Raw genomic sequence first — 14582 nt, 5'->3', positions numbered from 1 at the left:
AGGCAGCGCCCTGCCGGGTGGGGGCCCACCCCCGCCGGGCGGGGCGCTGCCGTGTGTCCGGGAGGAGGGGCACGGCGACGTACGGGAGGGGGCTCGGCCGCCCGCTGCGCCCCCCTTTGCCGGGGTTTGAGCCGGCGGGAACGTGCTACCCGCTGCGGCCACGGCGCGGTTCTCCGTGCCGGGCGCGCCGGAGCGGATCGCCGTGCCACCGCCCGAGAAGCCGTCGAGGAGCCTGTCGCATGACCACTGCACGAGAAGTTGTGAGCCCGGGTGCCGACTGCGTACGGACGGACCAGTCGGCCGCCGGCGCCGCCCGAATAATGACGAGGACGGGTGTCGGCGCCCTCCCGGTCTGCGGCCCGGACAGCAAGATCAAGGGCGTGGTCACGGACCGGGACGTCGCCGACGTCGCCAGGTCGATGCCGCACCCCGGGACCGGCGACCTCGTCGAGGCCCTCTCCAGCGACTGACCGGTCCCCGGACTCCCCGTCCCCGTACGGCCGGCCGTCAGCCCGTCAGTCCTCTCCACCGACCGAGTCCAGCCCACCCCATCCACATCATGCGAGGAGCTTGAGATGGCCGTATGCGAGGTCTGCGGGAACGACTACGAGGCCGCCTTCGAGGTACGGGCGGCAGGCGCGGTGCACACCTTCGACAGCTTCGAATGTGCCGCGCAGAAGATGGCGCCGATCTGTGAGAACTGCGGCTGCCGCATCCTGGGTCACGGCCTCGAGGCCGAGGGCCGCTTCTTCTGCTGCGCGAGCTGCGCCCGTATGCAGGGGCGCATGGAACTCGCGGACCACGTCTGACGGTCCGTCCCCGCCGCGCGCGGGCCCGGCGCGTACGGGCCCCGGCGGCGGGACGGCACGAGTGCGCGGGACGCCCGTCCTTCCGGCGGCGTCCCGCGCAGCTGTGTGCGGACGAAGAGCGTGTACGTGGATGTGCGCCGGTGTGCGGGTCGGAGCGGGCGCGTGTGCGTGGCGCTCCGCCCGGCGGCGCCGTCAGCCGACCGGGCTGCCCTTCTTGACGCCCAGGATCACCACGGCCTGGTAGTAGGTCCATGCGAGGCCGTCGCAGGACTTCTTGGTCGCACCGTCGTACTGGGTGCACACGCGCTTGAGGTCTTCGTAGAAGGCGCTGTCGATGCGGTCCTTGTTGGCCTCGAAGGTGCCCTGCGCCTTGTAGTTGCGGTAGCCGAAGTCGTGCCGTATGCACCCGTTCTCGAAGGGGAAGCCGAACGGGTTGTCAGGTGACGAGGAGCAGACGTCGGTCGACCAGTCGAAGTTGTAGTCGGCCCAAGCGCCCTGGTCGGCCCTTGCGGCGAGGAAGGCGTTCTGGCTTCCCGCGTCGGTCTGGGTCCAGCTCGCGAGCACCTGGGGTTTGTCCGCCGGGTCCGCGACAGCGGTTGTCGCGGTGCCGAGGACGGCGAGGAGAGCCGTGGACGAGACGATGACGCCCGCGGCGAGTCTTCGACGCATTTCGTACCTCCGTGGGGGAGAGGTGGTCCGGAACATCGGACTTGCGGAACTTTTCGAATCATGAGCATGACAGAACAAGCGCTTGTCAAATAGCCGCGTGCGCAGAAGTTCTGCCGTCGACTCAACTCGCCGGTGGCGGGGCCGAGGACGTGGTACGCGGTCGGCGCCGCGTGCGGTCGCGGTCCGTCGCATCCGGAGCCGTGGTGGGGGCGGACCGGGACGGGTCCGCACACAGACCGGGGCCCCGGGCGAACCCGGGGCCCCGATTGCCAACGTGGGGGAACCCACTACCAGCCTGCACAGGGTCAACGAACTCGCCCTGCGATCGTCACGGTTCAGCACGATCCGTCGATTTACTGGACTTCGTGCGCTGTTGGGGATATATGCCGCGGGTCGCCCTGCCGGCCCGGAGGGGTCCCGAGGGGAGCCACGCTGACACCGGCTCACGAGCTCGCGGCTCCACCGCAGTTGAGCGCCCGCAGCGGACCTCCGCACACCCACCCGAGCCCGCGAAATTCCGATGCATGCCTCCATGACCGCATCGCCCCGCCCGTTCACGTCCCGGCATTCGAAGGGGTCATTTCGCCCTTACCCTTCCTTAAGTGCCTCTGATACGAGGGGACTTCGGTGCGGAATTCTCCGGCTACCTTGAGTCACCGTCCGTGCAGAGCCCCTTCACAGAGCCCGCAGCCGCAGGTCAGACCGCGCAGGCGGGAGCAACTCCACTGCACCGAAACTGAATTCAGCGAACCTGCACAACTGGTCCGTAAGGACGGCACATGGACACCGGGGCGTACGGGGGCGTGCTTGCCGTGCGGTGGACTTGGGGCGGGATTGTCCAATTGGGGCGCACCGCCGTGTTCCAGAGTGCGGACACGGCCGGAGTGACAAGTGAAGGCTTCGCCACGAATTCGTGCACACGGCTACACCTCGGCGAAGTCGAGGGCCCTTATCGGCGCCTGACGAGCACACGGACGAGTGGCCCGGCAGCGCGTACACGTGCTTTGATCGGGCCCTGACGCGGAAGTTGAACGAATGGTTCCCGTTCTCGGGCATCAGACGACCGCTCGTACGGCCGGACGGCTTTCCCCGAGCCGGCCGATGCTATTGAGAACACCAGAGCAAGCGAAGGGAAGCTCAACTCATGGACTTCATTGAGACCCGCGAGATTTCCGACAACGACCTGGACAACGTTTCGGGTGGCGTCCTCGGCTCGGTCGTCGGCACCGCTGTGAGCACCGCGGACTCCGTCGCCCCGGTTTCCGAGACCGCCAACACCGTGAACGGCGTTGCCTCCGGCCTGACCGGCGTCGACACCTCCCAGATCACCGGTGTCGCCGGTCTCTGAGGCGATGCCTGCTGCCGGGCGGCGGGGCCAGCAGTGCACACCCCGCACCGCCCGGCGCATCCGAATCCCAGTGGGGTGAAGTGAGCCCCGGAACCCCCTTGTTCCGGGGCTTACGGATGTGTACGGGACAGTCGTGAAACGCTTTTGTGAAGCGTTGTGAAGGACCTGTCCCGGAAGTCCGCACACTCTCCGGAGTACACTCCCCGGAGTACCGCCCACGAATTACCGTCTGCGTACGGCGGCGCCATACCCGGCCGTTCCCCCGGCCCGTGCCCGCCCGTCCGCCGATGAAGCCGATGTGAAGTGGACGGCGTCCATGCGCCGCCCCGAAGGAAGCGTCATGCCCGAAAGCGACGAACGCAGTTGAGGGAATAGCCCCGTGCAGTTCCGGCAGAAGGCGTTTTCCAAGCTGCAATCCCCCGAGGAACTCGACCTGCCCGTGCGCTTCGCGCGCCCGCAGGGCTGGCTCGTGCTGCTCGTCACCGTGCTCGTGATGGCCGGTGCGGCGTACTGGGCCATCACCGGCAAGGTCTCGGGCAAGCTCGACGCTCCCGGCGTCCTCACCCACTCCAAGGGCAGCTACGTGCTCCAGAGCCCCGTCTCGGGCCAGGTCGTGCAGGTGCTGGCCGAGGAGGGCCGCATGCTCCCGCCCCGTACACCCGTGCTGAAGGTGCGAACCGACACCGGATACAGGGCAGTTCGCACGGTCGCCCCGGGCCGCATGACGTCGATGACGGCGAAGATCGGCTCGGTGATCACACCGGGCAAGGACGTGGCGACGGTCGAACGCATCGAGCGTGCCGACGAGCCGCTCGTCGCGATGCTGTACGTCTCGGGCAGCGGCGGCTCCACGGTCTCCCCCGGCGCCGCCGTCGACCTGACGGTGCAGTCGGCGCCCACCGACGAGTACGGAGTGCTGCGCGGCAAGGTCAAGGCCGTCGGCCGGGCGCAGACCCGGCAGCAGATCAGCGGATTCCTCGGCGACGACAGGCTGGCGGCGCAGTTCACCAAGGACGGCCAGCCCGTGCCGGTCCTGGTGGAGCTGGAGAAGTCGGCGTCGACGAAGTCCGGTTACAAGTGGTCCTCCGAGAAGGGCCCACCGTACCGGCTCGAATCGCTGACGATCACCGACGGCGCGATACACCAGCCTCCGCAGCGTCCCGTCGATTGGCTGCTCCCGTGAGCCCGCGGCAGAAGCCCGGCAAGCAGGCCGACGCGGCCCCGTCCTCCAGGAAGGGCAGGGCGGGCAGGGCGGCCGGGTCCGCGAAGCCCGCCAAGTCGCCCGCCAACCCCGCCAAGTCCCGTAAGCAGCCCGCCGGTTCGGCCGAGCCCGGCAGGCCCGCGAAGTCCGGCAGGTCCGCCGCGAAGTCCGGCCGGAAGGCGCCGGCGCCCGAGCCCCGCACCCCGGACGCGGGCACGCGCCCCGACGCCGGTACCGACGGCGACGGCGACGGCCGGAACCGCCTCCCGCCGCCCGGCCGCAGACGGCACCGCCCGGGCGGCGCCAGGTCCGGCGACAAGCCCGCTGACAAGTCAGGCGACAGGTCCGGCGACAGGTCCGCCGCCAAGGCGGGCCCCAGGAACAGCGGCAAGCACCGCACCGGCGGAGGCGACGGACCCACACCGCCGCAGCAGATACCGAAGCCCAAGTACCGGACCATCCGCACGCCCACCGTGCTCCAGATGGAGGCCGTCGAGTGCGGCGCCGCCGCGCTGTCCATGGTCCTCGGCCACTGGGGCCGGCACGTGCCCCTCGAAGAGCTGCGCATCGCCTGCGGCGTCTCCCGCGACGGCTCGCGCGCCAGCAACCTCCTGAAGGCCGCCCGCAGTTACGGCCTGACCGCCAAGGGCATGCAGATGGAGCCGGCGGCCCTCGCGGAGGTGCCGGCGCCCGCCGTCCTGTTCTGGGAGTTCAACCACTACGTCGTCTACGAGGGGATGGGACGGCGCCTCGGCCGTCGCGGCGTACACATCAACGACCCCGACAAGGGCCGCCGTTTCGTGCCCATGGAGGAGTTCGACACCAGCTTCACCGGCGTCGTCCTCACCTTCGAGCCCGGCGAGGACTTCCGCCGCGGCGGCAAGCGCCCCGGCTTCATGAGCGCCATGCCGGCGAGGCTGCGCCGCACCACCGGCACGATGCTGGCCGCGCTGCTCGCCAGCCTGCTGCTGGTGGGCGTGGGCGCCGCGGTGCCCGCGCTGAGCCGCACGTACATCGACATGTTCCTGATCGGGGACCAGACGTCGCTGCTGGGCGTGCTGTTCGGCTCGATGGGCGCGATGGTCCTGCTCACGGCCGTGCTGACCGCGCTCCAGCAGGCGAACCTGCTGCGCGGGCGCATCATCTCCTCGACGCTCAGCAGCGCCCGCTTCTTCCGGCATCTGCTGCGCCTGCCCGTCACGTTCTTCGCGCAGCGCAGCCCCGCCGACCTGGTGCAGCGGCTCCAGTCCAACGACACCGTCGCCGAGACGCTCTCCCGCGACCTGGCCGCGGCCGGCGTCGACGCCGTCGTCGTCATCCTCTACGCGGTGCTGCTGTGGACGTACGACCCGCAGCTGACCGTGATCGGCGTGCTGATCGCGCTGGGCAACCTCGTCGCGATGCGCGTGGTGATACGGCTGCGGGCCACCGGCACGCAGAAGCTGCGGGCCGACACCGCGCGGCTCACCAACACCTCTTACACCGGCCTCCAGTTGATCGAGACGATGAAGGCCACCGGCGGCGAGAACGGCTACTTCCGCCGCTGGTCCGGGCAGCACGCGACCACCCTGGAGGAGCAGCAGAAGCTCGGGGTCCCCACGGCCTGGCTCGCCGTGGTCGCGCCCACGCTCGCGACGCTCAACAGCGCGATGATCCTGCTGATCGGCGGCATGCGCGCCGTCGAGGGGCACATCTCGATCGGTCTGCTCGTGGCCTTCCAGGCGCTCGTGACGCGCTTCACCGCTCCCATCACACGGCTCAACGGCGTCGCCGGGCGCATCCAGGACTTCGCGGCGGACGTGGCCAGGCTGAAGGACGTGGAGAACTTCCCCGTCGACTCGCTCTACTCTCGGCGCGAGCCCGTCGCGGACACCCGCCGCCTCAAGGGCCATGTGTCCCTGGAGAGCATCACGTTCGGCTACAGCCCGCTCGACAAGCCGCTGCTGACGGACTTCTCGCTGTCGGTCGGACCGGGCCGGCAGGTCGCGCTCGTCGGCGGCTCCGGCAGCGGCAAGTCCACGGTGTCCAGGCTGATTTCGGGCCTGTACAGCCCGTGGGAGGGAGTGATCCGCATCGACGGGCAGCGGCTTGAGGACATCTCCCGCAGCGCGCTGGCCGCCTCGGTCTCCTTCGTCGACCAGGACGTCTTCCTCTTCGAGGGGACCGTACGGGACAACGTGGCGCTGTGGGACCCGTCGATACCGGACGAGGCGGTCACCGCCGCGCTGCGCGACGCCGCCGTGCTCGACGACTTCACACGGCGGCCCGGCGGCATACACAGCCGCGTCGAGCAGGACGGCCGCAACCTCTCGGGCGGGCAGCGGCAGCGCCTGGAGATCGCCCGCGCGCTGGTGCGGCGGCCGAGCATCCTCGTACTGGACGAGGTGACCAGCGCGCTCGACGCCCAGACCGAGCAGGTCATCATCGACAACCTGCGGCGGCGCGGCTGCGCGTGCGTGGTCATCGCGCACCGGCTGAGCACGGTCCGCGACAGCGACGAGATCGTGATGCTGGACCACGGCAGCGTCGTCGAACGCGGCCGTCACGAGGAACTGGTGGCCCGCGGCGGCCCGTACGCAGACCTGGTCAAGGAGCACTGACGTGGCATCCGCCGAAGGCTCCGCGGAGGACCCCCGTACGGACGGGGGGCAGCACACGGGACAGAGGGACACCGACACCGGTCAGTGGGACACCGGCCAGTGGGAGACGGGCCGTTGGAACACGGGTCAGTGGCAGACGGGCCAGTGGGAGACCGGTCAGTGGGACACCGGCTCGTATCCGACGGCGGCCGGGAGCGCTGACGCGGGTGCGGGTGCGGACGCCGGCGCGGGTGCCGGTGCGGGCGCGGGCCCGCAGCAGAACGGCGCGTACGACACGGGGCAGCACCCCACCGTCCCGTACGACACCGGCCAGCAGCCCGCCGTCCCCTACGACACGGGCGAACACCGCACCGCTCAGTACGACACCGGCCAGCACCCCACCGTCCCGTACGACACCGGTGAACACCGCACCGCTCAGTACGACACCGGCCAGCAGCCCACCGTCCCCTACGACACCGGCCAGTACCCGGCCGTCCCGCACAGGGACGCCCCCCACGACACCGGTGAACACCCCGCCGTGGGCCCCGAGTCCACCGCCCCGCCCGCGTCGGCGCCCGCCCACGCGGCGCCGCAGGACCCGGTGACCGCCGCCTTCGGCATGCTCGGCACCGAAGCCGACTGCGTCGGCAAGCGCAGCCTCCCGCTCGAAGGCCCGCATGTGCTGTGGCTGGTGACGGCCGGTGCGATGGACCTCTTCGCCGTCGACGCCGTACAGCAGGGCCACTGGCACTTCCTCGGCCGGCTGGAGCCGGGCACCCTGCTCCTCGGCCCGATCGAGGGCACCCTGCACACCCTCGTCGGCAGGCCGCTGCGCGAGTGCGCGGTGCGCCGCATCGAGCTGCGCGAGCTGCAACGGCCCGACTACAGCAACGTCGCCGCCCACTTCCGCGGCCACACCGGCTGGAATCAGCAGCAGGACCCGGGCGGACAGCAGGCCGCAGGCGGACAGCAGGACCCGTACCAGCAGCAGCACCAGAACGCGGACGGCATCGCCGCACTCCCGCACTCCCACCTCGACAACGCCTTCGCCCTCGGCATCGGCCGCAGCCTGCGCGTGCTCTTCGAGGCGCCGCTCGACGGCGAGGTGACCCCCGACGCCCTGTACCCGGGCGCCGGACGCGGCGGCGACGGGCAGGACGACGACGACATCCTGTGGATGCACATCGATCCGCGGAGTGTCCAGTACGGCGCCGAGTTCAGCCAGGAGGCGGCGTCGCAGCTGCTCGTCGACGGTGCGATGTGGCAGCGCATGGTGGACCAGCAGTTCCGCCTGCTCTCCGCACTGGACCGCTGGATCGAACACCTCGAACGCGCGCACGAGGACCGTACCGCCGCGGGCATCGAGGCCGGCGAGACCGTACGCGCCCAGGCCGACCAGGCTCTGCTCGCCTCCATCAACACCACCGGCAAGGGCGCCTCGGGCACGTCCTCCGCGAACGACGACGCGACGCTCGCCGTCTCCCGCATGGCCGCCCGCGCCGCGGGCATCGAGCTGTCGGCGCCACCGCAGGGCCGCGCCGTCAACGACCGTACGAACCCCGTGGAACGGATCGCGCTCAGCTCCCGTGTCCGCACCCGCGTGGTGAAGCTGCGCGACCGCTGGTGGCGGGAGAACACCGGCCCGCTCGTGGGTCACCGGGCCGACTCCGGCGAACCGGTGGCGCTGCTGTGGCGGCACGGACGGTACGAGGCGGTGGACGCGGACGGCGCACGCACCAGGGTCCGCAAGTCACGCGCCGGCGAATTCGAGCCGCGCGCCGTGATGTTCTACCGGCCGCTGCCCGAACAGCCCCTGAGCGCCTGGGGGTTGATGCGCTTCTGCCTGGGCGGCACCCGCGTGGACGTGCGCAACCTCGCCCTCGGCGGGCTCGTCGCCGTCGGCCTGGGCGCGCTGGTGCCGATCGCGACGGGACAGGTGCTCGGCGTGTACGTGCCGAACGCCGAGACCAGCCTCATCAGGCAGGTCTCCATGGCGATCGTCGTCAGCAGCATCGTCTCCGCCGTCTTCATGCTGCTCCAGAACACCTCGATCCTGCGCATGGAGGGACGCGTCGAGGCGGCGCTGCAACCCGCCGTCTGGGACCGGCTGCTGCGGCTGCCGACGAAGTTCTTCGCGGAACGCTCCACGGGCGAACTCGCAAGCGCCGCAATGGGAATCAGCACCATGCGGAGAGTGCTGTCGGGCGTGGGGCCCATCGCCGTACAAGCCTGCACGATCGGCACGATGAACCTGGTGCTGCTGCTCTTCTACAGCGTCCAACTGGCGCTGATGGCACTGACGTTGCTGGCGTTCATCGCGGGCGCGTTCATCGCGATGGGGATCTGGCAGCTGCGCTGGCAGAGCAAGCTGGTCGACCTCAACAACAAGCTCAACAACATGTCGTTCCAGACTCTTCGGGGTCTGCCGAAGCTGCGCGTGGCCGCGGCGGAGAGCTTCGCGTACGCGGCGTGGGCACGGGAGTTCGCCCGCAGCCGGGAGCTCCAGCAGCGGGTCGGCCGGATCAAGAACTACACCACCGTCCTCAACTCGGTGTATCTGCCGCTCACTTCGCTCGTGCTGTTCATGCTGCTGGCGGGGCCGGCCCGCGGCAGCCTCTCCTCCAGCGGCTTCCTCACGTTCAACACCGCCGTCACGATGATGCTGACGTCGGTGACGCAGCTGACGAACTCGCTGATCTCGGCCGCCGCCGCACTGCCGATGTTCGAGAAGGTCAAGCCGGTGCTGAACGAGCCGACCGAGGTACGCGACGGCAGTACGCAGCCCGGCGAGCTGACCGGGGAGATCGAGGCACGGCACCTGTCGTTCCGCTACAGCGACGACGGACCGCTGACGCTCGACGACGTCTCGCTGCGGGTGAATCCCGGCGAGTTCGTGGCGGTCGTGGGACCGAGCGGCTGCGGCAAGTCCACGCTGCTGAGGCTGCTCATCGGCTTCGAGAAGCCGGTCTCGGGCAGCGTCCTCTACGACGGCCAGGACCTCTCGGCCCTCGACCAGGCGGCCGTGCGCCGGCAGTGCGGCGTCGTGCTCCAGAACGCGCAGCCGTTCGTCGGCTCGATACTCGACTCGATCTGCGGCGCGGAGATCTACTCGCACGAGGAGGCATGGGAGGCCGCCGAGATGGCCGGTCTCGCCGAGGACATCAAGCGCATGCCCATGGGCATGCACACGATCCTCTCCGACGGGGGCGCCGCCGTCTCCGGCGGGCAGCGGCAGCGCCTGATGATCGCCCAGGCCCTGATCCGGCGCCCCCGCATCCTCTACTTCGACGAGGCGACCAGCGCCCTCGACAACGAGACGCAGCGCACCGTCATCGAGAGCACCCGCAAGCTCCAGGCCACGCGCATCGTGATCGCACACCGGCTCTCCACGATCATGGACGCCGACCGGGTGCTGGTGATGTCGCACGGGAAGGTCGTGCAGCAGGGGTCGCCGGCGGAGCTGCTGGCGGACGCCGCCGGGGAGTTCCACGAACTGGTCCGCCGCCAGCTCCGCTGACCGATCCCCGCGGCGGTCCCGCACCGGTCCCGCGTCCGAATCGGCATTGACCCACGTTCTTGACGGTCCGTGACCGGTGCGTGATCGAACGAGGGCTCTCGTGGCAGTGAAACGACCGGCTCCCCGGTGTCCCCTTCTCACCGCCCGGTGTTGCCCCGTGCATGGGAAAAACGTCATTCATCGTCTCGCGGACCGCACCGGCCGCGGTCCGCGACGTACTCGCAGAGCCGCGCACCCAGTTCGCCGAACTCACCGGCGCCTACTGGCTGGAGCCCATCTACGCGAAGCTCGCGAACGAGTGGGACCGGCAGGGCAGGACCGTGCCCGGAGCGCCGCGCGAGCACTGGCGGGTGCCGCCCGACGGGTCCCTGCCGGCCGAGGTGCCCGGCAGGCCCGCCGAGCTCGCCGGCCCGGACGCGGACGGGGCCGAAAGGCCGCACTGGGACGGCAGGGACGACCGGGCGGACGGGGACGAGAGGACGGGCACGGGCGCGGAGCTGGAAGTTCCGGAGTGATCGCCCGGACGTGCCCCGTTCCATAGCCGGTTCCGTAGCCGGTTCCGTAGCCGGTTCCGTCTCCCCGCCCGCGTCCGCTTCCGGCCGTATGCCCCCGTGGATAGCTCGTTCGAGTCAACCCGCGGCCCGAGGCGCCACGCACACCCCGTGGCGCGCGTTGGGGGGCCGAAAAGGTGCCCGGTCACGACCGGCCCGTCACGGAACGCCGTGACCGCCGTGCGCCCGCGTGGATCCGGCCATCCGTCCGCGCTTCCCGCACCTCGGTCCCGTTCCGATTCCGTTCCCGAGTCCCTTCCGTTCCCCGTACCGGTGTCCAGGAGCCCTCGATGCTGATCCGACGTCTCGCTCTCACCGCGACCGCACTCACCTCCGTGCTCGCCTGTGCCACGACGGCCGCCCCGTACGCGGTCGCAGGCACGGACCACGTACGCACGGACCGCGCACGTGCCCACCACGCACCCACGGACCACCTCACCGTCACCGTCGCGGAGTCCGGCGACGCTGCCGCCGAGGGCACGTACGAGCTGTACTGCCACCCCACGGCAGGCGACCACCCCAGCCCCGAAGCGGCCTGCGACGGGCTGGACGAGCTGACCACCTGGGGCAAGGACCCGTTCGCCCCCTTGCCGCGCGGCACGCACTGCACGATGCAGTACGGCGGCCCGGCCAGCGCCCACGTGCGCGGGGTCTGGGCGGGGCGGCCCGTCGACGCCCACTTCAACCGCGAGAACGGCTGCGAGATGAGGCGCTGGGACGCCCTCGTGCCGCTGCTGCCCCGCACGGGCATGCGCGCGCCCTCGTAACGCGCCCTCATGATCCAGCGCGCCACCGGCCAGGGGCCGGGTCCGGGGACGTCCTCGGGCCCGGCCCCTCCCCTGACCCGGGGGTCCCCGACCCGGGGCCCGTCCCCGGTCCCGGCACGGCCTGGGTCCGCCGGACTACGACGGAAGGCCGAAGCGGATCCCGAAATCCGGTGCGCACGCCGTGCGTTGAGAACGGTGAAAGGCCTGGCACAAGGGAGGGCAACAGGACTCAGGGCACAGGATTCAGCACGGCACTGAGCACAGCGAGCGGATGAGGAGCGGCAGATGGCAGTCCAGCTCAACCACACGATCGTCCACGCCACTGACAAGAAGGCCTCGGCGGAGTTCCTCGCCGGGCTGCTCGGGCTCGAAGTGCAGCCGCAGTTCGGCCCGTTCCTGCCCGTCGTCGTCGCCAACGACGTGGCGCTCGACTTCGCGGACGCGGGCGACGGCGCCATCACGCCGCAGCACTACGCGTTCCTCGTCTCCGAGGAGGAGTTCGACGCGATCTTCGCGCGCATCGAGGACGCCGGTCTGACGTACTACGCGGATCCCTCACGGCGGCGCCCCGGCGAGATCAACCACAACGACGGCGGCCGCGGCGTCTACTGGGCCGACCCGGACGGCCACTTCATGGAGATCATCACCCGCCCGTACGGCAGCGGCAGCTGACCGCTCCGGCTCAGCGCCCGCCGCCGTCACGCTCCTGTGCGCCACGCTGCGGCGTGCCATGCTCCGGCGCCTCGCCGCCGGCGTCCGCTCCCGGCAGTTGTTCCGGTGCCTGTGCCGGTGCCGGCGTGGGTGAGGGCGGCGGCGAGGACGCCGGGCCCGACGCCGGGCCGACCGAGGCGCTCCTGCCGGGACACGTCGTACCGCGGGGCAGCCGGTAGGGCGCGGCCAGCCGGTACGTGCCGGGGCGGGGCGCCTCCAGCAGGGTCCAGGTGTCCGTCAGCGGTTCGTCCCTGCCGGGCGGCGGCGGACCGTCCACCTGCGGCCGTGCCTTGCGCACACATCCGTACAGGTTCGGGCTGCCGGGCTGCGGCGCCTCTATGCGGCGGCCCTCGCGGTCCACCAGACCCAGCCACGGCGACCACGGGATACGCACCAGCACGGCGCCGCGCTCGCGCACCCGCACCCGCACCTCGCCCGCCCCCGCGTGCTCGACGCTCGCGGGCGGCTCGGCCATCGGCAGCGGATCCGCGACCCGGTAGAGCCGCCAGTGCACACCGCTCCAGACCTCCTTCAGATACGGCTGCCCGCGGCGGACGATCTCGGCCTCCTCCTTGCCGGCGCCGTCCGGGGGCGAGGACGGCAGCACCACGTAACGCACCGCCCAGCGCCGCAGCCACCGGTGGTAGCTCTTCTCCGTCAGACCGCCGTTCTCGTAGAAGACGGGATTGCGGTCGGTGTCCGCCTGCCTGTTCCAGCCGCGGGCGAGATTGACGTACGGGGCGAGCGCCGAGGCCTCCCGGTGACTGCGCACAGGCACCACCTCCACCCGGCCTCGCGAGGCGTCGACCCGCTTCAACTGCTGTACGAGGGGACCGAGTTCACGGGTCCACGCGTCGTCGGGAGTGGTCGCGAAGACGTCGTACGACGGCTTGCCGATCTGCCAGCCGGCCGCGATCACCAGCGCCGCGGCCATCGCCATGCCCCGCCGGGACCGCCACTCCCCCCGCACCACGAGCGGCGCCGCCGCCAGCAGCACCACGACGCCGAACAGCAGGCTCAGCCGCTCCACGTTCGAGCCGACCTGCGACGGGATCAGCCACGTCAGCACGACGCCCGCCGCGTAGACCAGCGCGCCCAGGCGCACGGTCCGCCACGAGCGGGGCACCAGCAGGAAGGCGGGCAGCGCGCCCGCGAGCGGGAAGAGCGCCGACCACCACGGAATCGGCTGGAGCCCCTGGAAGGGGAAGAGGACGGCGCAGAGGGCGACCACCACGGGCGGCGCGACGGCCAGCGCGTACGCGGCCTGACGGCGCCGGTCGAGGAAGAGGGCGGCGGCGACCACTTCGAGGAAGAGCCCGGCCACCGGGCTGCCCGTCGTCGCGAGCGCCGCCAGCACCGCGGCGGCCGCGCCGCGCGCCACCCGCAGCTTGCCGGAGCCGCGCCACCAGCGCCTCGGCCAGGCCCACACCATCGCCACGGCGGCGAGCGCGAAGAGCACCCCGAGCGCGAAGGTCACCCGCCCCGAGGCGGCGTTGCAGGTGAAGGAGAAGGCGCCCCAGAGGGCGGGGGCCAGCGGCCTGCGGAGCACGCGCCGCAGGATCAGCGCCAGCAGACCGGCGGAGAGGATTCCGGCGAGGATCAGCGTGCTGCGGACCCCGAACCAGGCCATGAGGTACGGCGAGAGCACGCTGTACGAGAAGGGATGCAGGCCCCCGTACCAGGCGAGGTTGTACGCCGAGTCCGGGTGCTCCCCGACGAACTCGGCCCACGCGTCCTGCGCCGCCAGATCGCCGCCGCCGCTCGCCAGCAGCCACAGCCACAGCAGATGCAGGACGGTCGCGAGCAGTACGGGCGCGGCCACGGGATGGCGCAGCAGGGCGGAGCCGAGGCGGCGTACGCGGGAGGGGGCACGCTCGGCGGTGCGAGCGGGAGCGGGGATGGCGGTGGGAGCGGCGGTGGCCGTGGCGGTCGGGGCGGTCGCGGCGGAGCCGGCGGCGGCGGACTCCGAGGTGGGGGCCGGGGCTCCGGATGCGGATCCGGATGCCGAAGCGGATGCGGAACGTGACCCGTTGCCGGTCCCGGTCCCCGATTTGCCGCCGGTGCCGGGCTTGTTGCCGGTGCCGGACTTGTCGCCGGTGCCGGACTCCGGGCGGGCGGCGTCGGGTTGCTCCGGGTGCGCCGCCGGTGCGTCCTGGACGCCCGGATCCGTACCGGCGCGGGTGTGCTGGTCCCCGGCCGGGCGGCGGAGGCGTGACGGCCCACGCCCGTCTCTCGTACGCCCCGGCGCACGGCTCCTCGTACGGGTGCCGCCGGAGACCGTGTCCTCGTGGGAGTCCGGATCGGTGCCGCGCCGGGGTCCGGGCACGGTGCCGGTCTCGGTCCCGGTGCCCGCACCCGTGGTGCCATTGGTTCCGGAACCGGTCCCCGAACCGGTTCTGGCGGCGGCGCGTGAGGACGCACCCGGCCCGG

11 protein-coding genes are annotated in these 14582 nt (G+C 71.5%); 9 read left to right on the top strand and 2 right to left on the bottom strand.

What is annotated here, in order from left to right; all coding sequences use genetic code 11:
* Positions 1 to 239 precede the first annotated feature (239 nt).
* Positions 240 to 470 carry a CBS domain-containing protein gene (locus tag HCC61_RS16680; protein ID WP_169136241.1) on the top strand — a complete coding sequence of 77 codons (231 nt, stop codon included), beginning with the start codon at positions 240 to 242 and terminating at the stop codon, positions 468 to 470.
* Between the two features lie 105 nt (positions 471 to 575).
* Positions 576 to 809: a hypothetical protein gene (locus HCC61_RS16675; protein ID WP_169136240.1), complete on the top strand. Its 234-nt coding sequence runs from the start codon at positions 576 to 578 to the stop codon at positions 807 to 809.
* Between the two features lie 192 nt (positions 810 to 1001).
* On the opposite strand, the gene HCC61_RS16670 is transcribed toward HCC61_RS16675, so the two are convergent.
* Positions 1002 to 1478 (bottom strand): phospholipase, encoded by a 477-nt coding sequence (locus HCC61_RS16670; protein ID WP_169136239.1) that lies wholly within the window; start codon positions 1476 to 1478, stop codon positions 1002 to 1004.
* Positions 1479 to 2622: 1144 nt separating this feature from the next.
* Between HCC61_RS16670 and HCC61_RS16665 the strand changes: the two genes are divergently transcribed.
* The 7 genes from HCC61_RS16665 to HCC61_RS16635 all read left to right on the top strand — a co-directional run bounded on the left by HCC61_RS16665 (position 2623) and on the right by HCC61_RS16635 (position 12113).
* Positions 2623 to 2826 (top strand): type A2 lantipeptide, encoded by a 204-nt coding sequence (locus tag HCC61_RS16665; RefSeq protein WP_169136238.1) that lies wholly within the window; start codon positions 2623 to 2625, stop codon positions 2824 to 2826.
* A gap of 379 nt (positions 2827 to 3205) precedes the next feature.
* Entirely contained in the window at positions 3206 to 4009 is an 804-nt protein-coding gene (locus HCC61_RS16660; protein WP_169136237.1) for an HlyD family efflux transporter periplasmic adaptor subunit, read from the top strand.
* Positions 4010 to 4461: 452 nt separating this feature from the next.
* A complete protein-coding gene (locus HCC61_RS16655; protein ID WP_346777251.1) occupies positions 4462 to 6627 on the top strand; it encodes an NHLP family bacteriocin export ABC transporter peptidase/permease/ATPase subunit in 2166 nt (721 codons plus the stop codon).
* Between the two features lie 598 nt (positions 6628 to 7225).
* Complete coding sequence (locus HCC61_RS16650; protein WP_169136415.1) at positions 7226 to 10123, top strand: NHLP bacteriocin export ABC transporter permease/ATPase subunit; 2898 nt, start codon at positions 7226 to 7228, stop codon at positions 10121 to 10123.
* A 161-nt stretch (positions 10124 to 10284) separates the two neighbouring features.
* Entirely contained in the window at positions 10285 to 10638 is a 354-nt protein-coding gene (locus HCC61_RS16645) for a hypothetical protein (protein WP_169136236.1), read from the top strand.
* Positions 10639 to 10964: 326 nt separating this feature from the next.
* Positions 10965 to 11441: an SSI family serine proteinase inhibitor gene (locus HCC61_RS16640; RefSeq protein WP_169136235.1), complete on the top strand. Its 477-nt coding sequence runs from the start codon at positions 10965 to 10967 to the stop codon at positions 11439 to 11441.
* Between the two features lie 285 nt (positions 11442 to 11726).
* The gene (locus tag HCC61_RS16635; RefSeq protein WP_169136234.1) at positions 11727 to 12113 is read left to right on the top strand and encodes a VOC family protein; all 387 of its coding nucleotides are present in this window, start codon (positions 11727 to 11729) and stop codon (positions 12111 to 12113) included.
* Positions 12114 to 12123: 10 nt separating this feature from the next.
* Here HCC61_RS16635 and HCC61_RS16630 read toward each other — a convergent pair whose 3' ends face one another.
* Complete coding sequence (locus HCC61_RS16630; RefSeq protein WP_206322587.1) at positions 12124 to 14478, bottom strand: DMT family transporter; 2355 nt, start codon at positions 14476 to 14478, stop codon at positions 12124 to 12126.
* Positions 14479 to 14582 lie beyond the last annotated feature (104 nt).

The sequence above is a fragment of the Streptomyces sp. HNM0575 genome (genome assembly GCF_012726265.1).
In the GTDB taxonomy this organism is placed as follows: domain Bacteria; phylum Actinomycetota; class Actinomycetes; order Streptomycetales; family Streptomycetaceae; genus Streptomyces.
The sequence above is the reverse complement of the archived record's forward strand: the minus strand, read 5'-3'. Positions and strand labels throughout refer to the sequence as shown.